The following is a 24,610-nucleotide window of genomic DNA, read 5'->3' as shown; positions in this document are numbered from 1 at the left end:
TCTGCGGGGCGTCCCGCGGCTCCCGAGACCGCACGTTCTGCACGAGACCGCGCGTTGTGGTGAGCGAATGCGTACGCGCTCGCGAAAGTCATGCGGTCTCGGCGAGGCTGCTCCGCCCGGGCGGGCGCCCACGGCTTGCGCAGCAGAGGTTATGCGCTTAAACTCGACCACGACGTTCAGACGAGCGCCTGACGACGGGCGCCCTGGTTCGAGGAGGAACACGATGAAGATGACCCGATGGAGCGCTGTGGCCGTGGTCGCCGCGGCGGCGATCGCCCTCACCGGCTGCGGCCGTGCCTCCGACACCGGGGCGGGTGCCGCGGAGGCCTCGACCATCGGTGACGCGAAGGCCGAGGGCACGCTCACGATGTGGGCGATGGGCGCCGAGGGTGAGGCGCTGCCGGAGTTTGTGAAGCAGTTCGAAGAGGCAAATCCGGGCGTCACCGTCGAGGTCACCCCGGTCCCCTGGGATGCCGCGTACAGCAAGTTCCAGACGGCGATCGCCGGCGGCAACACCCCCGACCTCGCGATGGTCGGCTCGACGTGGATGGCCGACTTCGGCGACGCGCTGCAGACCGTGCCCAGCGACCTTTCGACCGACGGGATCTTCCCCGGGGCGATCGATTCCACGATGATCGACGATCGCGCGACCGGCGTGCCGTGGTACGTCGACACCCGCGTCCTCTACTACCGGACCGACATCGCGGCCCAGGCCGGCTGGACGTCGGCCCCCACCACGTGGGACGACCTGAAGAAGATGGCCGCCGACATGCAGGCCAAGGGCGGCGCCGACTACGGCATCCGTCTCCCCTCGGGCAACGACTCGTTCCAGGGGAACCTCTGGATGCCGTGGTCGAACGGCGCCGAGCTGGAGGACGGCTCGAAATGGACCCTCGACACCCCGGAGACCACCGAGGCGTTCGACTACTACCAGAGCTTCTACACCGACGGCATCGCCAACCCCGCTGCCGACCGCTCAGCCGGAGCCCAGGAGGCGGACTTCGTCTCGGGCAAGACCCCGATGTTCATCGACGGACCGGCGTTCATCGGCCTTCTCGAAGACCTCGGCGGAGAGGGCTTCAGCGATAAGATCTCCACCGCGGTGCTTCCGGCCAAGGAGTCCTCCACCTCGTTCAGCGGCGGGGCGAACCTCGCCGTGTTCGACAACTCCGACAACGCCGCCAGCGCCTGGAAGCTGGTCCAGTGGCTGACCGAGCCCGAGACGCAGGCCGCGTGGTACGAGGCGACCGGTGACCTCCCCGCGGTTCAGGATGCCTGGAAGTCGGATGCCCTGTCGTCGTCGAAGACGCTCGCCGCTTTCGGCACCCAGCTCGAGACCGCCAAGTCGGTGCCCGCGGTCACCACATGGGTCCAGGTCGCCGCGGCCGGTGACGCGATGCTCGAGAAGCTCCGCCTCGGTCAGCAGAGCCCGGCCGACGGTCTGAAGGAGCTTCAGGCCACCGCGGACCAGCTGGGTCTGGGCTGACATCATGACGCAGGCAGTCGTGGGTGCGACCGGGCGGGCTCCGGCCGCCGGTCGCGCCCGCGCCGGCGGGGCGTCGAGCCGCCGCCGGCGCCAGGGATGGGTCGCGTGGGGCTTCGCCCTGCCGTTCGTCGCGGTCTTCGCGGTCTTCATGGTCGTGCCGATCGTCGGCTCCTTCGCGATGTCCTTCACCGACTTCACGGCGCGCGACATCCGCTCGCCGTTCGCGGTGAACTTCGTCGGACTCGAGCAGTACGCGGGGGTCCTCACCGACCCCGTCTTCCTCACGTCGCTGGGCGTGACCGCGACGTTCGTCGTCGTCGGCATCCCGGTCACGATGGCCGTCGCCCTGGCCCTCGCCCTCGCGCTCAACGCGAGCAAGGGGCGTTTCGTCTCGATCCTGCGGGTGGGCTTCTACGCCCCGGTCGTGACGAGCATCGTCGCGGTCGCGGTGGTCTGGCGCTACATCCTGCAGCCCGAGGGCCTGCTCAACTCGGCGCTCGCGATCATCGGCATCCAGGGTCCGGACTGGCTCAACGACACCCGCACCGCCCTTCCCTCGCTCATCGCGATGGCGGTCTGGCGCAACGTCGGCACGCTCATGGTGATCTTCCTCGCCGGTCTCCAGGCGATCCCGACCGACGTGAAGGAGGCCGCCCTCATGGACGGCGCCTCGTCCTGGCGCCGCCTCACCTCGGTGACGCTGCCGCTGCTGCGCCCCACCCTGCTGCTGGGCGCGGTGCTCATCTCGGTCGGCTTCCTGCAGTTCTTCGAGGAAGCGTTCGTGATGACCCAGGGCGGACCGCTCAACTCCACCCTCTCGGTGGCCTATTACACGTTCAAGCAGTTCGGCTTCGGGCAGTACGGCACGGCTTCGGCCGCGAGCTACCTGCTGTTCCTCGCGATCGCGCTGCTCAGCCTGGTGCAGTTCCGCGTGCTGCGCTCGAAGGATTGAGGGAGGATGCCATGACACTCACGTCACCCGCAGCTCCGGCCGTGGTCGCCGACACCGTCGAGCCGCCGCGCCGCCGCCGCTCCGAGAACCGCGTCACCCCCGGTCGCGCGCTGACCTACGGCGTCCTCGTCGTCGGCCTGATCGTCTGGATCCTGCCCTTCGCCTGGATGCTGCTGGGCTCGGTCAAGACGCAGCGCGAGATCCTGCAGCGCCCGCCGACGTGGTGGCCGCAGGAGTTCACCTGGGAGAACTTCGGCGCCTGGTTCGGCCAGCTGAACTTCGGGCAGTTCTTCGGCAACAGCATCCTCGTGGCGCTGTTCACGGTCGCCGGCAACCTCGTGTTCTGCTCGATGGTCGGGTACGCGCTGGCGAAGATGGACTTCCCCGGCAAGAAGGCCCTGTTCGTCGTCGTCATGGTGACGCTCATGGTCCCGGGTGTGGTCACCTTCGTGCCGTTGTTCGTGATGGTCTCCTCCCTCGGACTCGTCGACAGCTACGCGGCGCTGATCCTGCCGTTCGTCACGACCCCGCTCGGCGTCTTCCTCATGCGGCAGTTCATGCTCGGCATCCCGGATCCTCTCCTCGAGGCCGCGCGCATCGACGGCGCGGGGGAGCTGCGGATCTTCGCCCGGATCGTCATGCCGCTGTGCGGGCCGCCGCTGGCGACCCTCGGCATCCTGACCTTCCTCGCCTCGTGGAACAACTTCCTGTGGCCGCTCGTGGCGGCGCAGACCGAGGCCAAATACACCCTCCCGGTCGCGCTGTCGCTGTACTCGACGGGGCAGAACGCCACCGACTACGGCCTGCTGCTCGCGGGCTCGGTGCTGGTGATCGCGCCGATCATTCTGCTGTTCGTCTTCTTGCAGCGCTACTTCATCCAGGGCATCGCCTCGACCGGTTTGAAGTGAGGTGTCGGGCGGGTCGGCATCATGCGCCCCGCCCCGCACCCCGCAGCCCGCGTCCCGTCCCCGCCCGCCCGATCCCGGCCACGCACGGCCCAGCCGGTCCTGCCCCGCCCGTCGACAGGCCGCCGGCTCCGAAAGGACCCCCCATGACCCACGCCCGCTTCCTCACCGCCCCCGACGGCACGCGCTTCCGCGACCTGAACGGCAACGGCGTGATGGACCCCTACGAGAACCCGACGCTGAGCGTCGACGAGCGCACCGACGACCTGGTCGCGCGCCTCAGCCTCGAAGAGAAGGTCGGGCTGATGTTCCAGACCGTCATCGAGGTCGGCGACGACGGCGAGCTGCTCGAGGCTCCCGGCAAGATCTCGAAGTCCCCGACGACGACCGTGGTGGTCGGCAAGCACATGAACCACTTCAACGTGCACGCGATCCGCACGGCTCGCCAGGCGGCGACCTGGAACAACAACCTGCAGGCGCTGGCCGAGACGACGCCGCACGGCATCCCCGTCACCATCAGCACCGATCCCCGCCACGCGTTCGTCGAGAACACGGGCGTGGCCTTCTCGGCCGGCCCCTTCTCGCAGTGGCCCGAGGGCCTCGGTCTCGCCGCCCTCGACGACGTCGAGACCGTGCGCGAGTTCGCCGAGGTCGCGCGGCGCGAGTACGTCGCGGTCGGCATCCGCGCCGCCCTGCACCCGCAGATCGACCTCGCCACCGAGCCGCGCTGGGGCCGGCAGGCGCAGACCCTGGGACAGGATGCCGCCCGCGTGACCGAGTTCACGGCGGCCTACCTGCAGGGATTCCAGGGCGACGAACTCGGCCCCGACAGCGTCGCCTGCACGACCAAGCACTTCCCGGGCGGAGGGCCGCAGCAAGGCGGCGAGGACGCGCACTTCCCGTATGGCCGCGAGCAGGTGTACCCCGGCGGGATGTTCGACTACCACCTCGAGCCGTTCCGCGAGGCGATCCGCCGTGGCACCGCCGGCATGATGCCGTACTACGGCATGCCGGTCGGTCTCGAGGTCGACGGTCTGCCGATCGAGAAGGTCGGCTTCGGCTACAACCGCCAGATCGTCACGGGACTGCTGCGCGAACAGCTCGGCTACGACGGCGTCGTGGTGACCGACTGGGAGCTCGTCAACGACAACCACGTCGGCGATCAGGTGCTGCCCGCCCGCGCCTGGGGGGTCGAGCACCTCTCCGCGGTGGAGCGCATGGAGAAGATCCTGGATGCCGGCAGCGACCAGTTCGGCGGGGAGGAGTGCGTCGAGATGCTCCTCGACCTCGTCCGCTCGGGCCGGGTTTCCGAGGAGCGCATCGACGCCTCGGTGCGGCGCCTGCTGCGCGTGAAGTTCCAGCTCGGGCTCTTCGACGACCCGTACGTCGATGTCGACGAGGCCGAGCGGATCGTCGGCAACGCGGAGTTCCGCGCGCTGGGGGAGCGGGCGCAGGCGCGTTCGCTGACGGTGCTCGTGAACGAAGATCACGTCCTGCCCCTCCGACCCGCCGGGACGGTCTACGTCGAGGGCTTCCGCGCCGACGATGTCGCCGAGCTCGGCCGTGTGGTCGCCGAACCCGCCGACGCCGACCTGGCGATCGTGCGGATCGGAGCGCCGTTCGAGCCGCGCGACGACCTCTTCCTCGAGGCGTGGTTCCACCAGGGCTCCCTCGAGTTCGCGCCGGGCCTGGTGTACCGGTTGCAGCAGATCGCGGCATCCTGCCCTCTCGTCCTCGTCGTGAACCTCGACCGGCCGGCGATCCTCACCCCGTTCGTCGGACACGCCGCGGCGATCGTCGCCGACTACGGCAGCTCGGCGAAGGCCGTGCTCGACGCGCTCACCGGTCGGGTGGCGCCGCGCGGACGCCTGCCGATCGAGATCCCCCGGTCGATGGATGCCGTGCGTTCGTCGCGCGAGGATGTACCGTCGGACACCGGCGACCCCGTCTTCCCCGTGCACCACGGGCTCGAGCTGGAGGAGCTGGCGACCGTGGGGCAGAGGGGGTAGGTCCGACCGATGGCGGAGGGGCAGACGACGCGTCGACCGACCGTGTACGACGTGGCGCAAGAGGCGAACGTCTCGATCGCGTCGGTGTCGTTCGCGTTCCGCCGGCCCGACAAGCTCAGCGACGCCACGCGTCAGCGCGTGCTCGACGCGGCCCGGCGGCTGGGCTACGCCCCCAGCGGGGCCGCGCGGGGTCTCGCGCGGGGGCGCACCGGCACGCTCGGACTGCACGCGTTCGACCTGCTGCTCGAGCGGGCCGACCCCCTGGCCCAACCGCTGAGCGGACTGCAGTCGCCCGCGCTCGACACCGGGGGAGTCATCCCCTGGGATCAGACCGACGACGACGTCCTCTCCGACCCCCGGGCCTTCCCGCTGTACGTCGACGAGGTGCAGCGCGGTTTCGAGCTGGAGTGCTGGGCCCTCGGTCGTCCGGTGATGCTGAGCAGCGGATCGGATGCCGATGTGTCGGTCGCCGACACGGTGGGTCGCGTCGACGGGCTCGCGATCTTCCCCTCGCCGCAGACGGCGCCCACCCTCGCCCGGCATTCGCTGAACATCCCGATCGTGCTGTTCAGCGCCGCGCCCGACGACGATCCGCACCACCGGGTGCGCGTCGACAACGCGCGGGGGATGCGCGCGCTCGTCGCCCATCTCGTCGATGAGCACGCGGCGACCGACCTCGCCTTCGTGGGGCGCCTGGAGGCGACGGATTCGGTCGAGCGTCGGGCGGCGATGATCGCCGAGCTGGAGGCCCGCGGCATCCGTCCCCGTCCCGAGATCGTGGATGCGACCGTGCGCGGCGACGACGACCTCGTGCCGCAGGTGCGGGCGTTGATAGCGGGAGGGCGGATGCCGCAGGCCTTCGTCTGCGCGACCGATCAGAACGCCTTCACCCTGCTCGACGTCCTCGCCGCGGAGGGCGTGCGCGTGCCCGCCGACGTGATCGTGACGGGTTTCGACGGCACGCTCGGCTCGCGCCTGACCTCGCCGCCGCTGACGACCGTGCGCCAGCCGATGGAGGCGATGGGGCGGGCTGCGGCGCGGATCCTCGCCGGCACGGCCGGGACGCCCCCCGAGGGAGGTCGCTTCGACGTCGTGTTCGAGCCGCGGGTGCTGGTGCGGGAGAGCTGCGGCTGCTGACGTCGGCGCCGGTCCGTCGGCGCGTGCGCCGTCGTGCCGGGCCGTCCGGCTCGCGAGGGTGGGGCGGCTGTGCCGTCGTACGGAGTTCGTGGGTGGCGCGCCGGTTCGGGATGCCGTGACCCGGCGTGTCGGTCTGGATATCCGCGCTACGGCTCGCGGGGGACGGGTCAGGCCGCGTTCCACCGCAGCCGCGGGGCGCCGAGACCCGCGCGGAGCGCCGCGGGATCGGCCACGGGGAAGATCGTGACGATCCGCCCGTCCACCGCGTACGCCAGGGCCGCTGTGCCGCCGGGGGCCGGAGTGCCCAACGCGATGCGCGCGGTGCGGCCCTCCGCCACCTCGGTCACGGCATCGGCGCGGGCGAGCAGCGCCGAAGCGACCGCGGTCGCGCGCGCCAGCAGGGTCTCGGTTCCGGCCCACGGCAGGAGCGCTCCGACCTCGAGCCCGCACGCGCGCTCCAGCTCGCCCGAGAGCCAGCGCTCGCGCTTCAGTCCGTAGGGCGTGGGTGTCGTCGAGAGCAGATACCCGTAGACGTGCAGCAGCCCGGCGTTGCCGACCGGCCAGGTCGCCTCGAGGCCGGCCCGCTCGTGCAGCTCGTCGAACAGGGGGCGGGGGATGACCGCCTCGCCGACGTTCTCATCGATCACCGTCGATCGCCCCCAAGCGGCGAAGCGGCCCGCGGCGGCGTCGTCGGCGAGGGATGCCTCAAGCCACGGCAGCGACGAGATCGCGGCGGCGGGGTCGTCGAGGGCGCGGGCGGCGGCGTCGTCGAGGGCGGTGGTCGAGGTCACCCCTCCACGCTACGACGCGCGGTCGCATCGTTTACACGACGTTCACGGAATGTGGACATTGCGTCCACATTGAGAGCCCATCATGGACGCAACGTCCACGACAGGAGTTCCCCCCGTGCCCCGCCCCGTCCTCATCTTCGACTTCGACGGTACCGTCGCCCTCGGCGACGGTCCCCTGCTGGCCTACGCCCGCGCCGTCGCCGCCCACACGGCATCCGCCGAGACGTTCGTCTCCTCGGTCGCCGCCCGTCTCGCCGCCCCCGCCGGCGACGTCATCGACGGCTACGACGTCGTCCGGCGCCTGTCCCTCGACGCGGGCGTGGGCGAGGCCGCCCTCGCCGCGGCGTACGCCGACAGTCGAACCCGACTGGGCGGCGTCGACGCCCCCGTGTCGACCGCCCCCGGACTCGCCGCGTTCCTCGCCGCCACCGACGCCGAACGACTGCTCGTGACGAACGCCCCCGTCACACGCCTCGACCACGCCCTGGCCGCGATGGGGCTGAACGGACTCTTCGACCGTGTCGTCACCGACGCCGCCAAGCCCGCCGGTCTCGACGCGCTGCTCGACGACCTCGGGGACGGCGTCGCGGTGCTCGCGATCGGCGACGTCTGGCGCAACGACCTCGCCCCCGCGCACGCCCGCGGCCACGCGACCGCGCTCGTCGGCGGCTACATCGATCCCGCCGCCCGTCCCACCTTCCGCGCCGACACTCTCGACGAGCTCCTGCCGGCGCTCGCCGCCTGGGTCGCCGCCGCCCGCGTCGACGCTCCCCCCGCTCGCACGTCCTCCACCCCCGCCTGAATCCCACCCGACCCGCAGAAGGAATCATGAACACTCGTCGCCCCCGTCTCGCCGCCGCCCTCGCCACCGCGGCCCTCGCCTCGCTCGCCCTGGCGGGCTGCGCGGGCACGGCCGGATCGGCCTCCGAACCCGCCGCCGACCCGAGCTCGCTCGTGCTCGCCCTCGTCCCCTCGCAGGATCAGGCCAACCTCGTCGACACCGCGAAGCCCCTCACCGACATGCTCACCGAGAAGCTCGGCATCCCGGTCTCGGGTGTCGTCTCGAAGGACTACCAGGCCGCCGTCGAGGCGATGGGCGCGGGCCAGGCGCAGATCGGCTTCCTCCCGTCGCTGCAGCTGTGGCAGGCGAACGACCGCTACGGCGCCTCGGTCGTGCTCCAGACCGAGCGCAACGGCAACATCACCTACCCGGGTCAGTTCATGACGAACAACCCCGACAAGTACTGCGAGACGCCCGTCGTCGAGCGCGACGGCATGAGCTTCTGCAACGGCGCCGACGCGCTGCAGGGCCCGGCCGGACTCGACTCGATCACCAAGATCGCCGGAGCGAAGGTCGCCGTGCTCGGCCCCGGCTCGCCGGCCGGCTACATCTACCCGATGCTCGCGCTGAAGGAGGCCGGCGTCGACATCGACAGCGGATTCCAGAAGGTCCCCGTCACGGCGAACGACGCCTCGGTTCTCGCGGTCTACAACGGCGACGCCGAGGTCGGCTTCAGCTTCTGGGACGCACGCACGCTCGTCGCGAAGGACAAGAGCGACGTCGGACAGAAGGTCGTCGTGTTCGGCCTGACCGACGAGATCCCCAATGACGGCGTCGCCGTGTCGAAGGACCTCTCGCCCGAGCTGCAGGAGAAGATCTCGACCGCGCTCGAGGAGTACTCCACGACCGAGGAGGGCTCCGCCGCGCTGAAGGCGGTCTACTCCATCACCAAGCTCGCGCCGGCCGACCCCGCGTCGCTCGACGTCGTCGCCCGCGCCGCCCAGCAGCTCGGACTCCAGTGACGACCGGATCCCTCACCCCGGGCGTCGAGGCGCAGGCCTCGGCGCCCTGGGGCATCCGCCTCGACGGGGTGTCGGTGCGCTATCCGAACGGGACGATCGGACTGAAGAACGTCTCGGTCGACATCGCGCCCGGCGATCTCGTCGCCGTCGTCGGACTGTCGGGCTCGGGCAAGTCGACGCTCATCCGCACCATCAACGGTCTCGTACCGGCATCCTCGGGTGCGGTCGAGGTCGGCGGGCGCCGCATCGACGGCGCGTCCGGTCGGCGCCTGCGCGAGACGCGCGGGCAGATCGGGATGGTCTTCCAGAGCTTCAACCTCGCGGGCCGCACCACCGTGCTGAACAACGTGCTCGTGGGCCGCCTCGCGCACACCCCGCTGTGGCGCACCCTGCTCGGCGCGTACCGACCCGAGGACCGGCAGCTCGCGTTCGAAGCGCTCGAGCGGGTCGGGATGCTGCCCAAGGTCTGGGACCGCGCCTCGGCCCTCTCCGGCGGCCAGCAGCAGCGCGTCGCGATCGCCCGCGCGCTCACCCAGCAGCCGCGGATCGTGCTCGCCGACGAACCCGTCGCGAGCCTCGACCCGCCCACGGCCCGCGGCGTGATGGACGACCTGCGGCGCATCAACGAAGACCTCGGCATCACGGTCCTCGTGAACCTGCACCTGCTCGACCTCGCCCGCGAGTACGGCACGCGCATGATCGGCATGCGCGCCGGCGAGATCGTCTACGACGGGCCCGCGGCATCCGCCACCGACGCCGATTTCGCGGAGATCTACGGTCGCAGCGTGACCGCGGCCGACAGGCTCGACCGATGACGGTCCTCGTCGTGCCCCCGCGCCCGAGAGGGCGATGGATGCCGTGGACGGCGGCCGCCGTGATCGTCGCCGTCACGGTGTTCATGTGCCTGCCGGTGGTCGGCGTCGGCCTCGACGTGGGCGCGATCGTCCGCAACTGGCAGCAGGGCGCGCTCCGGGTCGGCGAACTCCTCACACCGGACTGGACGTTCTTCCCGCGCACCGTCGGGCCGATTCTCGAGACCCTGCAGATGGCCGTCATCGGCACGGCCGTCGGCGCCGCGATCTCGCTGCCGGTGAGCTTCTGGGCGGCCCGGCCCACCAATCCGTTCACCCCGACGCGGGCGCTCGTGCGCGGCATCCTGAACGTGGTGCGCGCGGTGCCCGAGCTCGTCTACGCCGCCGTGCTCGTCGCGATGGTCGGGGTGGGCGCCCTCCCCGGCATCCTGGCGCTCGTGCTGTTCAACGTCGGCATCGTGGTCAAGCTGGTCTCGGAGTCGATCGACTCCGCCGACGCCGGACCGCTCGAGGCCGGTCGCGCCGCCGGGGCGACGCAGACGCAGATCAACCGCGCCCTCGCCCTCCCCGACACCTGGCCGGTGTTCGTCTCGCAGACGCTCTACGTGTTCGAGCTCAACGTGCGCGCCTCGACCGTGCTCGGTCTCGTGGGCGCGGGCGGGATCGGCCTGCTCATCGACGCCGTGCGCACCTTCTACCGCTACGACCAGCTGTCGTTGATCATCGTCGAGATCCTCGTGATCGTCGTCGTGCTCGACACCGTCAGCGATGCGATCCGCCGGAGGCTCGTATGACCGCCCTCGCCCCCTCTGCGGTCACGGCCCCCGCCGTGCCGCGCCGCCGTCGGCGACCCCTGCGCGCCCTGTCGTGGGTCGTGGTCAGCGCGATCGTGATCGCCGCGTTCTGGTCGGCCGACATCACGTGGTCGCGCCTGGGCGAACTCCCCGCCGAGATCGCCCGCTACCTCGGGCTGATGTTCCTCTCGCCGAACTGGGAGAAGCTCCCCGAGGCGCTCTGGCAGACCTGGCGCAGCGTCGAGATGGCGTGGATCGGCACGGTTCTCGGCATCCTGATCGCCACCCCGCTCTCCTTGATCGCCGCGCGCGGTTTCGGTCCGCCGCCGGTGCGCGCGGCCCTGCGGTTCGTGTTCTCGCTCGTGCGCGCGGTGCCCGAGCTGGTGTTCGCGATCATCATCCTGTCGGTGACCGGTCTCACGCCCCTCACCGGTGCCCTCGCCCTCGCGATCGGCGGCGTCGGCACCCTCGGCAAGTGGGGATACGAGGCGGTCGAGAACGTCGCCCCCGGACCCATCGAAGCGGCCCGGGCCGCGGGCGGGTCGACCGCGCAGGTGCTGCGCTGGGGCGTCTGGCCGCAGGCGTCGCCGACGTTCCTGTCGTTCTGGCTCTACCGGTTCGAGATCAACGTGCGCGCCTCCGCCGTGCTCGGGCTGATCGGCGTGGGCGGGATCGGCGACATGCTCACCTCGTACACCCAGTACCGTGAGTGGTCGACGGTGGGCATGCTCCTCATCGTCGTGGTCGTGGTCACCGTCGCGATCGACGCCGTGTCGGGTCGCATCCGCCGCCGCATCATGGAGGGTCCCCGTGTCCGCTGAGGTGCCGGTCACCGCGCGCATCGCCGCGGTGCGCAACTCGCTGCAGCCCAGCGAGCGCCGTGTCGCCGACCTCATCGTCGATGAGCCGGATGCCGTCATCGAGCTCACCGCGCAGCAGATCGCCGACCGGGTGGGCGTGGGCCGCTCCACCGTCGTGCGCGCGTGCCAGACCTTCGGCTACCGCGGGTACCCGCAGCTGCGCGTGGCGCTCGCCGCCGAGCGCGGCCGCGGGGCGGTCGCCCCGGTCGCGCAGGACGGGGCCCTGGGCGGCATCCGTTCCGCGATCGATCGCATCTCCGACGACCTCCGGGCCGTCACGAGTCTGCTGGATGCCGAGGGGGTCTCCGAGGCCGTCGATGCCGTGGTCGCCGCTCGGCGGTTGCTGGTGGTGGCCAGCGGCCTCTCGGCGCCGGTCGCCACCGACCTCGCGATGCGACTGACCGCCGTCGGCCGGCCCGCCGAGACGGTGGGCGATCCGATCGGTCAGCAGATCGCCGCCCGGCATCTCGCGGTCGACGACGTCTGCGTCGTGATCAGCGGTTCGGGGGCGAACGAGGCGAGCCTGCGTGCCGCATCCGCCGCGCGCGCCGCGGGAGCGCGGGTGATCGCGCTGACGTCGTTCTCCGCCTCGCCGTTGACGGAGCGGGCCGACCTCTCGCTCGTGCTCGCCTCGGGGGGCTCCTTCCGCGACGAGCTTGAGCACACCTCCCGCATCGCCCACGCGGTGTTCGCCGAGGCGTTCGTCGACGCGGTGGCCGCCGCGCGCGCCGACGATGCATCCCTGGCCCGCTCGCGCGTGCTCGAGATCCTCTCCGACAACCTCGGCGACGCGGGCTGACCACTCGGTCCCGCCGCCCGCCCCGACGAAGAACCGCCCGACCTACTCCGACAGGCGCAGCGCCGTCCACAGCTCCGCGCGCGCGGCGAACGACGACAGGTCGCGCCCCAGCACGCGCTGCGCGAGGGCGATGCGCGCCCGCACCGTGTGCCGATGGATGCCGAGCGCCTGGGCCGTGGCCTCGTGCGAGCAGTCGTGGGCGAGCCAGGCGTCGAGGGTGGCGACCAGGGCGGAGCCGTCGGTGTCGTCGTGGCTCCGCAGCGGGGCCAGGGTTCCAGCGGCCACGGTCCGCGCGGCCTCCGTCCCGAGGGCGGTGAGCAGTCCCGCCCGCGCGGTGTCGGCGAAGTCGGCGAGACCCGCCTGGTCCGTGCGGTCGCGGGCGGTGCGCGCCTGCGTCAGAGCGCGCGAGAACGCGTCGTAGCCGGTCGGGGCGGAGCAGCCGACGACGAGTTCGAAGCGTTCCGCGATCTCGTCGAGCACCGCGCGGCCGGCGGCGGGGACGACCAGGGCGACACCGTCGTCGCTCCGACCGAAGAACAGTTCGCCGCGGCCCTCCTGCGCCCGCGTCTCGAGCCACTCCGTGAGCGCCGTCGAGCGGGTCGCGGTCGCGGCGGTCAGCCCCACGACGATCGGCGCGGCCGGAAGAGGCCCGAACAGGTCGCGCGCCGCACGTCGGGCGAGCGTCGGGTCGTCGCTCGCGAGCGCGTGCACCAGTCCGGCGCGGAACGTGCCGATCGCGCGTCCGAGCCCGTCCTGCTGCTCGAGGGCGAGGGCGGCCATCGCGACGACCGCGGTGACGACGCTGCGCGCCTCGTGGTCGAGGTCGTCGGCGGCGATCGCGAGCGCGCCGCGCAGGTGCCCGCCTCGGCCGAGGGTCTGCACGCTCACGGCGGAGCCGCCGCTGCGGATGGCCCCGGCGGCGCGCGTCCCCCGGCGCAGCATCGTCGTGACCTCGGCCGCGACGGCGTCGGCGGCCTCGGGGGGCAGGGCATCGGCGGGGAAGGCGCTGCGCAACGCCCCCGCCGCGTCGTAGAGCCCGACCCAGCAGTCGAGCTGCCGCGCGAGCTCGGCCAGGGTGGCCGACAGCCCGTCGGGACGCAGCGCGGCGAGCGAGACGGCGCGCTGCGCCGCGAGCGACCAGCTGCGACGCGCGTAGGCGTCGGCGGCGATGGCCTCGGCCCCCGCGCGCGCGACGGCTATGAACGGCGTGCGGTAGGGCACCTCGAACAGCGGCATCCCGGCCCGTCGGCACGCCGAGACCAGGGGAGAGGGGATGCCGTCGCGCACGACCTCCGTGCCGAAACCGAGGCCCTGGACGCCCCGCGCGAGCAGGCGGCCGACGTACGCCTCGTAGTCGGCGGCGTCGGCGTCGGCGAACTGGGTGCCCGTGGTCAGCAGCACGAGGCCCTCGCTGAGGAAGGGCGTGGGATCGACGAGGTCGCTCGAGTGCACCCATCGCACGGGGCGATCCAGGATGCCGGGGGCGAGGTCGTCGTCGGCGACGAGACGCAGGTGCAGGTCACGGCGGGAGAGGAGCGCGCGCAGGCTGGGCGGCGCGGGGACGGTGTCGGCCATGACAGCTCCTGTACGACTCGTATACGACGGCGCCTGCGACTGTACACGCAGGAGAGTGCGGGGCGCGGCGCGGCGTCCGTAGCATCGCGGCCATGAGCCTCGACACCCTTCCCCTCGTCGGCGGTCCGTCCCTCGCCCAGGAGCGCCGCATCGTCACCGCCATCCCCGGCCCGCGTTCGCAGGAACTGCTCGAGCGCAAGGCCGCCGCCGTGGCATCCGGCGTCGGTCACACCGTGCCGATCCAGGCCGTCGCCGCCGGAGGCGGAGTCGTCGTCGACGCCGACGGCAACTCCCTCATCGACCTCGGCTCCGGCATCGCCGTCACCAGTGTCGGCAACGCCCACCCCGCGGTCGTGAAGGCCGTGCAGGAGCAGGTCGCGGCCTTCACCCACACGTGCTTCATGGTCTCGCCCTACGACTCGTACGTGTCGGTCGCCGAGGCGCTCAACCGCCTCACCCCCGGCGACCACGCCAAGAAGAGCGCGCTGTTCAACTCGGGCGCCGAGGCCGTCGAGAACGCCGTCAAGATCGCCCGCAAGTACACCAAGCGCCAGGCCGTCGTCGCCTTCGACCACGGTTACCACGGCCGCACCAACCTGACCATGGCGCTCACGGCGAAGAACATGCCGTACAAGAGCGGCTTCGGCCCCTTCGCCGCCGAGGTCTACCGCGCCCCGCTGTCGTACCCCTTCCGCGACGGGCTCACTGGACCCGAGGCCGCCGCCAAGGCGATCTCGGTGATCGAGAAGCAGGTCGGGGCGGAGAACCTCGCCGCGGTCATCATCGAGCCGATCCAGGGCGAGGGCGGCTTCATCGTCCCCGCCGACGGCTTCCTCAACGCGATCGTCGACTGGTGCCGCGACAACGGCGTCGTCTTCATCGCCGACGAGGTGCAGTCGGGCTTCGCCCGCACCGGCGCGATGTTCGCGAGCGAGCACTTCGGCATCGTCCCCGACCTCGTCACCACCGCCAAGGGCATCGCCGGCGGCCTCCCGCTGGCGGCCGTGACCGGCCGCGCCGAGATCATGGATGCCACCCACACCGGCGGTCTGGGCGGCACCTACGGCGGCAACCCGATCGCGTGCGCCGCGGCTCTGGCATCCATCGACGCCTTCGAGAACGAGGGCTTCGTCGAGCGCGCGCGCGAGATCGGCGTGCTGCTGAAGGACCGCCTGCACGCCCTGCAGCAGAACGACCCGCGCATCGGCGACGTGCGCGGACACGGCGCGATGATCGCCGTCGAGTTCGTCGACCCCACCACCGGCGCCCCCGACGCCGCGCTCACCGGCGCGGTGGCCAAGGCCGCCATCGCCGAGGGCGTCATCGTGCTCACCTGCGGCACCTACGGCAACGTCATCCGGTTCCTCCCGCCGCTGTCGATCGGCGACGACCTGCTGAACGAGGGCCTCGACGTCGTCGCGGCCGCCCTCGCCCGCAGCTGACCCCCGTCCCGGCGGCGGCGGTCGACCCGAGAGCCCGCCGCCGTCGGGGCCACACACGAAGACGTGAACGACACAACGAAGGAAGCTCCCATGGACGACATCACCCGTGACGTGGTCGTGATCGGGGCCGGCGCCGCCGGTCTGACCGCCGCCAACGACCTGCGCAAGGCCGGCCTCTCGGTCGTCGTGCTCGAAGCCCGAGACCGCGTGGGCGGACGCCTGTGGACCGACGTCGTCGACGGCGCGATGCTCGAGCTCGGCGGTCAGTGGGTCTCTCCCGACCAGACCGCGCTGATCGACACCGTGGCCGACCTCGGCCTGTCGACCTACAGCCGCTACCGCGAGGGCGACAGCGTCTACGTCGGCCCTGACGGCGAGACCAAGCGGTTCACGGGCGAGATGTTCCCCGTCGCGCCCGAGACCGAGAAGGCCATCGACGAGATCACCGCGCGTCTGGACGCGATGGTGGCCGAGATCGACCCCGACAAGCCGTGGGAGCATCCGCACGCCGCGGAGTGGGACAAGATCTCGTGGGATGCGTGGCTCCGCCAGCAGACCGACGACGACGAGGCCGTGCGCAACCTGGCCTTCGCCACCGGTTCGGCCATGCTCACCAAGCCCACGCACACCTTCTCGCTCCTGCAGTCGCTGCTCATGGCGGCATCCGCGGGCTCCTACTCCCACCTCGTCGACGCCGACTTCATCCTCGACAAGCGCGTGACCGGCGGCCTCCAGCAGGTTCCCGAGCTCCTCGCCGAGCGCCTGGGCGACGACGTGCTGCTCAACCAGCCGGTGCGGCGCATCGTGTGGGGCGAGCAGTCCGCGACGCCCGCGCGCGCGACCGACTCGGCGACGGGCCCCCGCGTCGAAGACCTGCGCGTGCTGACCTCCCGCGTCGAGGCGGCGAAGCAGTCGTCCACCGGGGTCACCGTGATCACCGACGACGTCACGGTGCGCGCCCGCTTCGCGATCCTCGCCCTCGCCCCCGTGCTCTACTCGCGCATCTCGTTCGACCCGCCGATGCCGCGCCTGCAGCACCAGATGCACCAGCACATCTCGATGGGCTTCGTCATCAAGGTGCACGCGGTCTACGAGACGCCGTTCTGGCGCGAGCAGGGCCTGTCGGGCACCGCGTTCAGCCCCTACGAGCTGTGCCACGAGGCCTACGACAACACCAACCACGGCGACGAGCGCGGAACCCTGGTCGGCTTCGTCTCCGACCAGAACGCCGACGACCTGTTCCGCCTGAGCGCCGAGGAGCGCAAGGAGCGCATCCTCGAGTCGCTCTCGCACTACTACGGCCCCGAGGCGAAGAACCCCTCGGTGTACTACGAGAGCGACTGGGGCACCGAGGAGTGGACCCGCGGCGCGTACGCGGCCAGCTTCGACCTGGGCGGCCTGCACCGCTACGGCGCCGACCAGCGGCAGCCCGTCGGACCGATCCACCTCGCCTGCAGCGACATGGCCGGCGCCGGCTACCAGCACGTCGACGGGGCGATCCGCCAGGGTCACCGCGCCGCCGACGAGATCCTCGAGCGGACGCGCGGATGAGCGGCGACCGCGTCGTCGTCGGCTACACGGCGACCGACGCGGGCGCGGACGCCCTCGCGTTGGGCGCCCGCCTGGGCGCGGCCCTCGAGACCTCGGTCCACGTCGTCGTCGTCCTGCCGTCGGCGCAGGGCAACGTCTCGATCCCCAGCGACGCCTCGTACGACCGCCTGGTCGAGGACACCGCCCGCGGCTGGCTGCGCGATGCCCTGGCGCCGTTCCCCGGCATCCGGGGGCACGTCCGCTATGCCGCCGATGTGTCCGACGGTCTCGTCGCCGCCGCCGAGGAGTTCGGCGCGGGAGTGCTCGTCATCGGCACCGGCGGGGGAGGGCCGCGCGGGCGCCACCGCCTGGGCACCACCGCCGAGGAGCTCGTGCACTCCGCCCCCGTTCCCGTCGCGCTCGCCCCGGAGGGGGCCCGCAACGTCGACGCCGCGGTGGGACTGCCGCGCATCACGACCGCGATCGGCACCCGCCCGGGGGCCGACGTGCTCCTCGACACGGCCGTGTCGGTCGCGCGCCGATCGCACGCTCCCGTTCGTCTGCTCTCGCTCGCGGGAGTCGACCTGCCCGGCCGCGTCGACGCGGGACTCACCCGTCTCACCGGACAGGCGCACGCGCAGGAGGTCCTCGACACGGTGCGCTCGTCGCTTCCCGCCGAGATCGCCGCCGAGGCCGTGGTCGGCACCGGCAGCGACATCGAAGACGCCGTCTCTCGCCTCGACTGGCTCCCGGGCGAGATCGCCCTCGTCGGCTCCAGCCGCCTCGCGCAGCCGCGTCGGCTGTTCCTCGGCTCCACCGCGGGGCGCATCCTGCGCGCCCTGCCCGTCCCCATGATCGTGGTGCCCCGCACCTCGGAGGCTTCCTCATGACCTCATCTCGCAACGACGCGAGCCCCGCACCCGACAGCGCCGTCACCACCGGCATCTCCAACAAGGGACTGCGCGTCGGCTCGATCGGCCTGATCGGCGCCGTCGTGATCGGCATCTCGACGATCGCCCCGGCCTACACGCTGACCGGTGCCCTCGGTCCGACGGTCTCGGCCGTCGGCTTCCAGGTGCCGGCGATCATCCTCGTCGGCTTCATCCCGATGCTCCTGGTCGCCCTCGGTTATCGCGAGCTCAATTCCCGCATGCCGGATGCCGGGACCTCGTTCACCTGGGCCGCTCGCGCCTTCGGCCCCTGGGTCGGCTGGATGGCGGGCTGGGGTCTGGTGGCGGCGACCGTGATCGTGCTGTCGAACCTGGCCGGGATCGCGGTGGACTTCCTCTTCCTGCTCATCGCGCAGATCAGCGGGAACGCCGAGATCGCGGAGCTCACGCGGGTCGTGCCGATCAACATCGCCGTGTGCCTGCTCTTCATGCTGCTGGCCACGATCGTGTCGTACCGCGACCTGCAGACGACCCAGCGGCTGCAGTACGGGCTGGTGGGGTTCCAGATCCTCGTGCTGCTGGTCTTCGCGGGGGCGGCCGTCGTCGAGATGATGAACGGCAACGCCTTCGACCCCAGCCCCGTGCAGGCGTCGTGGTTCAACCCGTTCGAGGTCGACTCCTTCAGCGCCTTCGCGGCCGGTCTGTCGCTGTCGATCTTCATCTTCTGGGGCTGGGACGTCATCCTCACCATGAACGAGGAGACGAAGGACCCCGACCGGACCCCCGGTCGCGCGGCCACCGTGACGGTGTTCCTCATCGTCGCGCTCTACCTGCTGATCGCCGTCGCGCTGCTGATGTTCGCCGGCAACGGCACGGGCGAGCTGGGCCTGGGCAACGAGGACATCCAGGAGAACGTCTTCTTCCACCTGTCCGGACCGATCCTGGGACCGCTCGCGTTCCTCGTCTCGCTCGCGGTGCTGACCAGCTCCGCCTCGTCGCTGCAGGCGACCTTCGTCGGCCCGGCCCGCACACTGCTCGCGATGGCGCACTACGACGCGCTGCCGCGGAAGTTCGCCAAGGTCAGCCCGCGGTTCTTCACCCCCGGGTACGCCACGATCGTCTCGGCGATCGTTGCCTCGGCGTTCTACGCGATCATGCGCGTGCTGAGCGAGAACGTGCTCACCGACACCATCACCGCCCTCGGGGCGATGATCTGCTTCTACTACGGCCTGACCGCGTTCGCGTGCGTCTGGTACTTCCGCAAGCAGTGGTTCGACTCGGTGCGCAACGTCTTCCTCACCCTCCTCGCACCGCTCGTGGGCGGCGGCATCCTCGCCGTGCTCTTCGTGACGACCCTCATCGACAGCGCGAACCCCGACTACGGATCGGGTTCGCAGATCGGGGGAGTCGGCCTGGTGTTCGTCATCACGGTCGTCATCATCGTCGTGGGGGCGGTCCTGATGATCGCCCAGCGCATCGCGAGCCCCGCCTTCTTCCGTGGTGAGACCCTGGGACGGGAGGCGCCCGCCAGCGCCCGCCGCCGCCGCACGACCTGACAACGAAACGAAAAGGAGCAGTCCGATGAGCGACTACGCCGTCGTCAATCCCGCCACCGGCGAGACCCTCGCCGAGTACGACATCCTGACCGACGACGGGGTGGAGAGCGCGATCGCCTCCGCCCACGACGGCTACGGCGTCTGGTCGCGCACGTCTCCCGCCGAGCGCGCCGCCGCCATCCGCCGCGTCGCCGAGCTGCACCGCGAGCGGCGCGACGAGCTCGCCGCGATCATCGTGCGCGAGATGGGCAAGCCGCTGGCCGCCGCCGAGGGCGAGGTCGATTTTGCCGCCGACATCACCGAGTACTACGCCGACAACATCGACAAGATCACCGGCGACACCCCGCTCGACATCCTGGGCGAGGGAACCGCGGTCATCCGCCGCTCGCCGCTGGGCGTGCTGCTGGGCATCATGCCGTGGAACTTCCCGTACTACCAGGTCGCGCGTTTCGCGGCCCCGAACCTCGCGGTCGGCAACACCATCCTGCTCAAGCACGCTCCGCAGTGCCCCGAGTCCGCCGAGGCGCTGCAGGCGATCTACCGCGACGCCGGGCTCCCCGACGGCGCCTACGTCAACATCCGAGCCACCAACGACCAGGCGGCGACCATCATCGCCGACCGCCGCGTGCAGGGCGTGTCGGTGACCGGGTCGGAGCGCGCCGGGGCGGCCGTCGCCGAGATCGCCGGGCGCAACCTCAAGAAGGTCGCGCTCGAGCTGGGCGGGTCCGACCCGTTCATCCTGCTGTCCACGGATGACCTGGATGCCGCCGTGCAGGCGGCCGTCGACGCCCGCCTCGACAACAACGGCCAGTCGTGCAACGCCGCGAAGCGCTTCATCGTCGCCGACGACCTCTACGACGGGTTCCTGTCGAAGTTCACGGCCGCGCTCGGCGAGGCGAAGGTGGGCGACCCGTTCGCCGACGACACGGTGCTGGGCCCGCTGTCGTCGCTCACGGCGGCCGAGCGCCTCGACGAGCAGGTGCAGCGCGCCGTCTCGCAGGGCGCCACTGTCGAGGTGGGTGGGAAGCGCGACGGCGCCTTCTACCCCGGCACGGTCCTCACCGGCGTCACCGCCGACATGGACGCGTACGGCGAGGAGTTCTTCGGCCCGGTCGGCGTCGTCTACCGCGTCTCGAGCGAGGACGAGGCCGTCGCCCTGGCCAACGACACCGGGTACGGCCTGGGCTCGTACATCTTCACGACGGATGCCGAGCAGGCGCAGCGCATCGCCGACAAGATCGAGGCCGGCATGGTCTACGTCAACGTCGTGCTCGCCGACTCGCCCGAGCTGCCGTTCGGCGGCGTCAAGCGCAGCGGCACCTCGCGCGAGATGGGTCTGCTGGCGGCCGACGAGTTCGTGAACAAGAAGCTCATCCGCACGGCCTGATCCACGGGCGAGATCCCCCGGTCCCGGCGCACGGGACCGGGGGATCTCCGCGTCCGGGGCACCGTGACCCGGCGCCCGATCGGCACCGGCGGGACCCTCCGGAGGCGGCCCCGGTTCGCCAGGTCGGAGGACATGGCATAGACTGGGGAGCGCAGTCGAAATCTGCAATCTTTCGCCGTGCCCTCGGGTACGCGGTATCCCTCCCCGAGAGATTCCGTGCGGAAGTGCGTCGGTTTCGCATCCTGGATCCTTCGGGATCTTAGGGCGGTAGCTCAATTGGCAGAGCAGCGGTCTCCAAAACCGCAGGTTGCAGGTTCGATTCCTGTCCGCCCTGCGCACAGCGCACGCTGGCACAGACAGAGACCTGGGTGGTTCGATGACGCAAGACGAGGCGAAGGGCGAGGTCGTCGCAGACCGCGGCGCGCCCCGCGAGAAGAAGCTCAACTTCTTCGCGCGGATCGCTCTCTTCATTCGTCAGGTCTTCGGCGAACTTCGCAAGGTCGTCACGCCGACGCGGCAGGAACTGGTCAAGTTCACCGCCGTCGTCCTCGGGTTCGTCGTCGTCATGATGGCGATCGTCTACGGCCTCGACGTGTTGTTCGTGTGGATCACCACCGCCGTCTTCGGCGTCCCCGGTACCGCCGGCGCCTGACCGGTGTCTGGGCGGACGCGCGGCGCCGAGAGCGGCCGCCACTGAACGGAAGAGATCACAGTGTCTGAAAGATATGTCGACGACGCCGATTGGGCGACGGCCGCCGAACAGTCGAGCGAAGACGACGAAGCCCAGGAGGGCAACGTGCTCGCGTCCCAGGAGCGTGCCTCCGACTCGGCCGAGCACACCGCCGTCCACATCGTCGACGACGAGACCGACACCGATGACGCCGACCTCGGCGACATCGACATCACCGACCCGGAGGCGGACGCGATCGTGAACGACGCTCTCGAGATCGACGAGACCAGCGAGGCCGAGGCCGCCGCCGAGGTCCTGAACGACTCCCTCGCCGAGGAGCAGGCCGAAGAGGCCGCCGAGGCCGCTGACGAGGTCACCCCCTACGACGGCCCCGACGTGAACGGCGAGCCCGACGCGCCGGTCCTCGACGAGGACTTCGTCGACGAGGTCTCCGCCGCGGCATCCGTGGTCGACGAGGTCGAGGCCGAGGAGTCCCCGGCCGACGCGGCGACCGACGTCGACTCCACCGACGACGAGGACGCCGACCCGTACGAGACGTTCCGCACCGAGCTGCGCATGCTCCCGGGCAAGTGGTACGTCATCCACTCGTACGCCGGTTTCGAGCGCAAGGTGAAGGCCAACATCGAGCAGCGCAAGTCGACGCTCGAGGTCGAGGACGACATCTACCAGGTCGAGGTCCCCATGGAGGACGTCGTCGAGATCAAGAACGGCCAGCGCAAGATGGTCAACCGCGTGCGCATCCCCGGCTACGTGCTGGTGCGCATGGACCTCAACGAAGACACCTGGTCGGTCGTGCGTCACACCCCGGGTGTCACCGGCTTCGTGGGCAACGCCCACAACCCGACCCCGCTGCGCTTCGAGGAGGCCTTCAACATGCTGAAGAGCCTGGTCGAGGTCAAGGAGTCCGCTCCCGCCAAGTCCGGTGCCGCCAAGGGCGCCCCGGCCGCGCAGCGCGTCATCCCCGCCGAGGTCGACTTCGAGGCCGGCGAGACGATCACCATCAAGGAGGGCTCGTTCGCGGGTCTGCCCGGCACGATCAGCGAGATCAAGCCCGAGAGCGGCAAGCTCACGGTGCTCGTCTCCCTCTTCGAGCGCGAGACCCCCGTCGAGCTGTCGTTCGACCAGGTCACCAAGATGATCTGACGCGCGCTCTGTGCGTCTTCGCGAACGCCCCGCCCGGCTCCGTCCGGCGGGGCGTTCGCCGTTCACGTCGGCGCTCCCTTGCCGATAAACGCCGTCCGTGTCGAGACACGCGGCACCGCAGCATGTTTCGACAGGAATGGCGTTTGTCGGAGTGTGCGTCCTGCCGCATGCCGGCCCCGAAACCGCTCGATAAACGCCATCGGTGCTGAGGCACGCGGCGCCGCGCCGTGTCTCGGCATGAACAGCGTTTATCGCCGCCGCTGCGCCCTGCGCCGCTGACACGCCGACGCGCCACGGCGGCGCGGCGCGTCACCGTGTCTCGACCGGCTCGGCGTTCAGCGCGGTCACTCTGAGCGCGGGTTGAGGCCGACGTCGCGCAGGTTGCGCCCGTCGACCCGCGACACCACGGGCAAGCCCGCCGCCCTCAACGCCTCGCGCAGGCCGTCGACCCTCAGCGCACCGCCGTAGTCCCAGCGTGCGATGCGCCACCCCGCCCGTCGCAGCGCGTCCTCGCGGGTCTTCTCGGCCCGGACGGCCGAGGCGGCGGCATCCGGGTCGTGACGGTCGTACTTCACCCAGCCGTCGAATTCGCCGACGACGCGATGCTCCGGCCAGCAGAAGTCGGATCGATAGGCGCGGCCGCCGACGCGATGCTCGGTCTGCAGATCGACGGCGGGGAACCCGCACCACTCCATCACGGCCCGGCTCACTGACTCGCCCACGGACTCCGACCGCCGATCGCCGCGGGCAAGGACCCAATCGAGCTTCCTCCGACCCCGCGGATTGCGCTGGGCCGCGGCGAGGTCGAGCAGTTCGCTCGAGGTGATCGTCCCGGCCCGCAGGGCGGCATCCGCGACCGCCAGTGCGAAGGCGGGCGGCAGCACGCGCGCGAGGTCCACCACGACGTCGGCCAGAAGGGAGCATCGGATGCCGTCTTGCTCGACGGCGCGGCGACGGTCGGCGCTCGTGTGCACGCGCACGTCGGCGTACGCCAGTGAGCGTGCGCGCCGCTCGTCGAAGAGGTGGATGTGCCGAGGATGACCGAAGGTGGGCAGGCCAAGCAGAGTGGCCGCCGACTCGTGGGAGAACACCGCGTCGGGGTTGACGAGCCGGAAGGCGTGCACGCGCAGGAGATATCTGTCCCACGGCGGCAGCGCGGCCCACCCGGCCGCATCCGTGTACACCCCCGCCCGGATGCGATGCAGCTGCGGATCGCGCGACGGATGCGACCCGGGGGAGGGGGTCTCGGCTGCGGCGAACAACGGGAGAGGTGCGCTGCGGAACGCGGGGGGATCGGCATCCATTCGCCGAGGGTGGCGCAAACGGAGCGCCCGTGGTGACCGGGTGTGCATAACCCGGGTACCTACCGCACCCGGCGCCTCCGCCGATAAACGCCGTTCGTGTCGAGACTCGTGGCGGCACACAGTGCCTCGACACGGACGCCGTTTATCGGCGAGGGCGCGTCGGGGAGCGAGGGCGCAGGATGCCGGGGCGGCCGGCATCGCGTATGATGAGGAGGTTGCGTGCGCCCGCGCGCGCGACGACCGCTGCCCGGAACCGCCGGGTCGCGGGAGAGAGGGACCCGCGAGGATCCCGCTCGAGAGAGGAAAAGGATATGGCACCCAAGAAGAAGGTGACCGGCCTGATCAAGCTCCAGATCAAGGCGGGTGCGGCCAACCCCGCGCCGCCGATCGGTCCGGCGCTCGGTCAGCACGGCGTCAACATCATGGAGTTCTGCAAGGCGTACAACGCGGCGACCGAGGCCCAGCGCGGCAACGTCATCCCCGTCGAGATCACCGTCTACGAGGACCGCAGCTTCACGTTCATCCTGAAGACGCCCCCGGCTGCAGAGCTCATCAAGAAGGCCGCCGGCCTCGCGAAGGGTTCGCCCACCCCGCACACCACCAAGGTCGGCAAGCTGACCAAGGAGCAGGTCCGCGAGATCGCCACCACGAAGCAGCCCGACCTGAACGCGAACGACATCGAGGCCGCCTCGAAGATCATCGCCGGCACCGCCCGTTCCATGGGCATCACGGTCGAGGACTGAG

Annotated in this window: 22 protein-coding genes and 1 tRNA gene; 20 read left to right on the top strand and 3 right to left on the bottom strand. The window is 71.1% G+C overall.

Features of this window, described 5'->3' with window-relative positions:
• Positions 1 to 223 precede the first annotated feature (223 nt).
• The 5 genes from AB1K56_RS02330 to AB1K56_RS02310 all read left to right on the top strand — a co-directional run bounded on the left by AB1K56_RS02330 (position 224) and on the right by AB1K56_RS02310 (position 6,489).
• Entirely contained in the window at positions 224 to 1,486 is a 1,263-nt protein-coding gene (locus tag AB1K56_RS02330) for an extracellular solute-binding protein (RefSeq protein ID WP_371204374.1), read from the top strand.
• Between the two features lie 4 nt (positions 1,487 to 1,490).
• A complete protein-coding gene (locus AB1K56_RS02325) occupies positions 1,491 to 2,438 on the top strand; it encodes a carbohydrate ABC transporter permease (protein ID WP_371204373.1) in 948 nt (315 codons plus the stop codon).
• An 11-nt stretch (positions 2,439 to 2,449) separates the two neighbouring features.
• Complete coding sequence (locus AB1K56_RS02320; RefSeq protein ID WP_371204372.1) at positions 2,450 to 3,346, top strand: carbohydrate ABC transporter permease; 897 nt, start codon at positions 2,450 to 2,452, stop codon at positions 3,344 to 3,346.
• 143 nt (positions 3,347 to 3,489) lie between these two features.
• Positions 3,490 to 5,352: a glycoside hydrolase family 3 protein gene (locus tag AB1K56_RS02315; protein ID WP_371204371.1), complete on the top strand. Its 1,863-nt coding sequence runs from the start codon at positions 3,490 to 3,492 to the stop codon at positions 5,350 to 5,352.
• Between the two features lie 9 nt (positions 5,353 to 5,361).
• Entirely contained in the window at positions 5,362 to 6,489 is a 1,128-nt protein-coding gene (locus AB1K56_RS02310) for a LacI family DNA-binding transcriptional regulator (RefSeq protein WP_371204370.1), read from the top strand.
• Between the two features lie 167 nt (positions 6,490 to 6,656).
• On the opposite strand, the gene AB1K56_RS02305 is transcribed toward AB1K56_RS02310, so the two are convergent.
• Positions 6,657 to 7,280 (bottom strand): amino acid deaminase, encoded by a 624-nt coding sequence (locus AB1K56_RS02305; RefSeq protein WP_371204369.1) that lies wholly within the window; start codon positions 7,278 to 7,280, stop codon positions 6,657 to 6,659.
• A gap of 115 nt (positions 7,281 to 7,395) precedes the next feature.
• Here AB1K56_RS02305 and AB1K56_RS02300 point away from each other — a divergent pair, with 115 nt between their 5' ends.
• Genes AB1K56_RS02300 through AB1K56_RS02275 form a run of 6 tightly spaced genes read left to right on the top strand, consistent with a single transcriptional unit; the run spans position 7,396 to position 12,348 of the window.
• Positions 7,396 to 8,082, top strand: a complete 687-nt coding sequence (locus AB1K56_RS02300; RefSeq protein WP_371204368.1) for an HAD family hydrolase — start codon at positions 7,396 to 7,398, stop codon at positions 8,080 to 8,082.
• Positions 8,083 to 8,108: 26 nt separating this feature from the next.
• Complete coding sequence (gene phnD / locus AB1K56_RS02295) at positions 8,109 to 9,083, top strand: phosphate/phosphite/phosphonate ABC transporter substrate-binding protein (protein ID WP_136586828.1); 975 nt, start codon at positions 8,109 to 8,111, stop codon at positions 9,081 to 9,083.
• Positions 9,080 to 9,898, top strand: a complete 819-nt coding sequence (gene phnC, locus AB1K56_RS02290) for a phosphonate ABC transporter ATP-binding protein (RefSeq protein WP_371204367.1) — start codon at positions 9,080 to 9,082, stop codon at positions 9,896 to 9,898. The genes phnD and phnC overlap by 4 nt, the downstream gene beginning before the upstream one ends.
• Entirely contained in the window at positions 9,895 to 10,689 is a 795-nt protein-coding gene (gene phnE / locus AB1K56_RS02285) for a phosphonate ABC transporter, permease protein PhnE (protein WP_136586826.1), read from the top strand. The genes phnC and phnE (AB1K56_RS02285) overlap by 4 nt, the downstream gene beginning before the upstream one ends.
• Positions 10,686 to 11,510, top strand: coding sequence for a phosphonate ABC transporter, permease protein PhnE (gene phnE / locus AB1K56_RS02280; RefSeq protein WP_371204366.1), 825 nt, complete (start codon positions 10,686 to 10,688; stop codon positions 11,508 to 11,510). The genes phnE (AB1K56_RS02285) and phnE (AB1K56_RS02280) overlap by 4 nt, the downstream gene beginning before the upstream one ends.
• A complete protein-coding gene (locus AB1K56_RS02275; protein ID WP_371204365.1) occupies positions 11,500 to 12,348 on the top strand; it encodes a MurR/RpiR family transcriptional regulator in 849 nt (282 codons plus the stop codon). Before phnE (AB1K56_RS02280) ends, AB1K56_RS02275 begins: the two co-directional genes overlap by 11 nt.
• A 42-nt stretch (positions 12,349 to 12,390) precedes the next feature.
• Here AB1K56_RS02275 and AB1K56_RS02270 read toward each other — a convergent pair whose 3' ends face one another.
• Positions 12,391 to 13,923 (bottom strand): PucR family transcriptional regulator, encoded by a 1,533-nt coding sequence (locus tag AB1K56_RS02270; protein WP_371204364.1) that lies wholly within the window; start codon positions 13,921 to 13,923, stop codon positions 12,391 to 12,393.
• Positions 13,924 to 14,015: 92 nt separating this feature from the next.
• Between AB1K56_RS02270 and gabT the strand changes: the two genes are divergently transcribed.
• From gabT to nusG, 8 genes are all read left to right on the top strand, one after another.
• Entirely contained in the window at positions 14,016 to 15,365 is a 1,350-nt protein-coding gene (gene gabT / locus AB1K56_RS02265; protein ID WP_371204363.1) for a 4-aminobutyrate--2-oxoglutarate transaminase, read from the top strand.
• A gap of 90 nt (positions 15,366 to 15,455) precedes the next feature.
• A complete protein-coding gene (locus AB1K56_RS02260; RefSeq protein ID WP_371204362.1) occupies positions 15,456 to 16,916 on the top strand; it encodes a flavin monoamine oxidase family protein in 1,461 nt (486 codons plus the stop codon).
• Positions 16,913 to 17,785: a universal stress protein gene (locus AB1K56_RS02255; RefSeq protein ID WP_371204361.1), complete on the top strand. Its 873-nt coding sequence runs from the start codon at positions 16,913 to 16,915 to the stop codon at positions 17,783 to 17,785. Before AB1K56_RS02260 ends, AB1K56_RS02255 begins: the two co-directional genes overlap by 4 nt.
• Entirely contained in the window at positions 17,782 to 19,341 is a 1,560-nt protein-coding gene (locus AB1K56_RS02250) for an APC family permease (RefSeq protein WP_371204360.1), read from the top strand. Before AB1K56_RS02255 ends, AB1K56_RS02250 begins: the two co-directional genes overlap by 4 nt.
• A 25-nt stretch (positions 19,342 to 19,366) precedes the next feature.
• Positions 19,367 to 20,728: an NAD-dependent succinate-semialdehyde dehydrogenase gene (locus AB1K56_RS02245; RefSeq protein WP_371204359.1), complete on the top strand. Its 1,362-nt coding sequence runs from the start codon at positions 19,367 to 19,369 to the stop codon at positions 20,726 to 20,728.
• 261 nt (positions 20,729 to 20,989) lie between these two features.
• Positions 20,990 to 21,062, top strand: a tRNA-Trp gene (locus AB1K56_RS02240).
• Between the two features lie 42 nt (positions 21,063 to 21,104).
• Positions 21,105 to 21,380 carry a preprotein translocase subunit SecE gene (secE, locus tag AB1K56_RS02235; RefSeq protein WP_371204357.1) on the top strand — a complete coding sequence of 92 codons (276 nt, stop codon included), beginning with the start codon at positions 21,105 to 21,107 and terminating at the stop codon, positions 21,378 to 21,380.
• Between the two features lie 60 nt (positions 21,381 to 21,440).
• Complete coding sequence (gene nusG / locus AB1K56_RS02230; RefSeq protein ID WP_371204356.1) at positions 21,441 to 22,562, top strand: transcription termination/antitermination protein NusG; 1,122 nt, start codon at positions 21,441 to 21,443, stop codon at positions 22,560 to 22,562.
• 344 nt (positions 22,563 to 22,906) lie between these two features.
• Here nusG and AB1K56_RS02225 read toward each other — a convergent pair whose 3' ends face one another.
• Positions 22,907 to 23,866, bottom strand: a complete 960-nt coding sequence (locus AB1K56_RS02225) for a hypothetical protein (protein WP_371204354.1) — start codon at positions 23,864 to 23,866, stop codon at positions 22,907 to 22,909.
• Between the two features lie 311 nt (positions 23,867 to 24,177).
• On the opposite strand from AB1K56_RS02225, the gene rplK reads away from it, so the two are divergent.
• Positions 24,178 to 24,609 (top strand): 50S ribosomal protein L11, encoded by a 432-nt coding sequence (gene rplK, locus AB1K56_RS02220; protein ID WP_058232721.1) that lies wholly within the window; start codon positions 24,178 to 24,180, stop codon positions 24,607 to 24,609.
• The last annotated feature ends 1 nt before the right edge of the window (position 24,610 follow it).

Source organism: Microbacterium sp. BWR-S6Y, assembly GCF_041379845.1.
GTDB lineage: Bacteria > Actinomycetota > Actinomycetes > Actinomycetales > Microbacteriaceae > Microbacterium > Microbacterium hydrothermale.
This window is presented reverse-complemented; position numbering and strand designations above follow the sequence as displayed.

What these genes read in the sequence shown, in the direction of transcription:
- AB1K56_RS02330 (WP_371204374.1), top strand. Translation starts at nt 224, where the DNA reads ATGAAGATGACCCGATGGAGCGCTGTGGCCGTGGTCGCCGCGGCGGCG.
- AB1K56_RS02325 (WP_371204373.1), top strand. Translation starts at nt 1,491, where the DNA reads ATGACGCAGGCAGTCGTGGGTGCGACCGGGCGGGCTCCGGCCGCCGGT.
- AB1K56_RS02320 (WP_371204372.1), top strand. Translation starts at nt 2,450, where the DNA reads ATGACACTCACGTCACCCGCAGCTCCGGCCGTGGTCGCCGACACCGTC.
- AB1K56_RS02315 (WP_371204371.1), top strand. Translation starts at nt 3,490, where the DNA reads ATGACCCACGCCCGCTTCCTCACCGCCCCCGACGGCACGCGCTTCCGC.
- AB1K56_RS02310 (WP_371204370.1), top strand. Translation starts at nt 5,362, where the DNA reads ATGGCGGAGGGGCAGACGACGCGTCGACCGACCGTGTACGACGTGGCG.
- phnD (WP_136586828.1), top strand. Translation starts at nt 8,109, where the DNA reads ATGAACACTCGTCGCCCCCGTCTCGCCGCCGCCCTCGCCACCGCGGCC.
- phnE (WP_136586826.1), top strand. Translation starts at nt 9,895, where the DNA reads ATGACGGTCCTCGTCGTGCCCCCGCGCCCGAGAGGGCGATGGATGCCG.
- phnE (WP_371204366.1), top strand. Translation starts at nt 10,686, where the DNA reads ATGACCGCCCTCGCCCCCTCTGCGGTCACGGCCCCCGCCGTGCCGCGC.
- AB1K56_RS02270 (WP_371204364.1), bottom strand. Translation starts at nt 13,923, where the DNA reads ATGGCCGACACCGTCCCCGCGCCGCCCAGCCTGCGCGCGCTCCTCTCC.
- gabT (WP_371204363.1), top strand. Translation starts at nt 14,016, where the DNA reads ATGAGCCTCGACACCCTTCCCCTCGTCGGCGGTCCGTCCCTCGCCCAG.
- AB1K56_RS02260 (WP_371204362.1), top strand. Translation starts at nt 15,456, where the DNA reads ATGGACGACATCACCCGTGACGTGGTCGTGATCGGGGCCGGCGCCGCC.
- AB1K56_RS02255 (WP_371204361.1), top strand. Translation starts at nt 16,913, where the DNA reads ATGAGCGGCGACCGCGTCGTCGTCGGCTACACGGCGACCGACGCGGGC.
- AB1K56_RS02250 (WP_371204360.1), top strand. Translation starts at nt 17,782, where the DNA reads ATGACCTCATCTCGCAACGACGCGAGCCCCGCACCCGACAGCGCCGTC.
- AB1K56_RS02245 (WP_371204359.1), top strand. Translation starts at nt 19,367, where the DNA reads ATGAGCGACTACGCCGTCGTCAATCCCGCCACCGGCGAGACCCTCGCC.
- secE (WP_371204357.1), top strand. Translation starts at nt 21,105, where the DNA reads ATGACGCAAGACGAGGCGAAGGGCGAGGTCGTCGCAGACCGCGGCGCG.
- AB1K56_RS02225 (WP_371204354.1), bottom strand. Translation starts at nt 23,866, where the DNA reads ATGGATGCCGATCCCCCCGCGTTCCGCAGCGCACCTCTCCCGTTGTTC.
- rplK (WP_058232721.1), top strand. Translation starts at nt 24,178, where the DNA reads ATGGCACCCAAGAAGAAGGTGACCGGCCTGATCAAGCTCCAGATCAAG.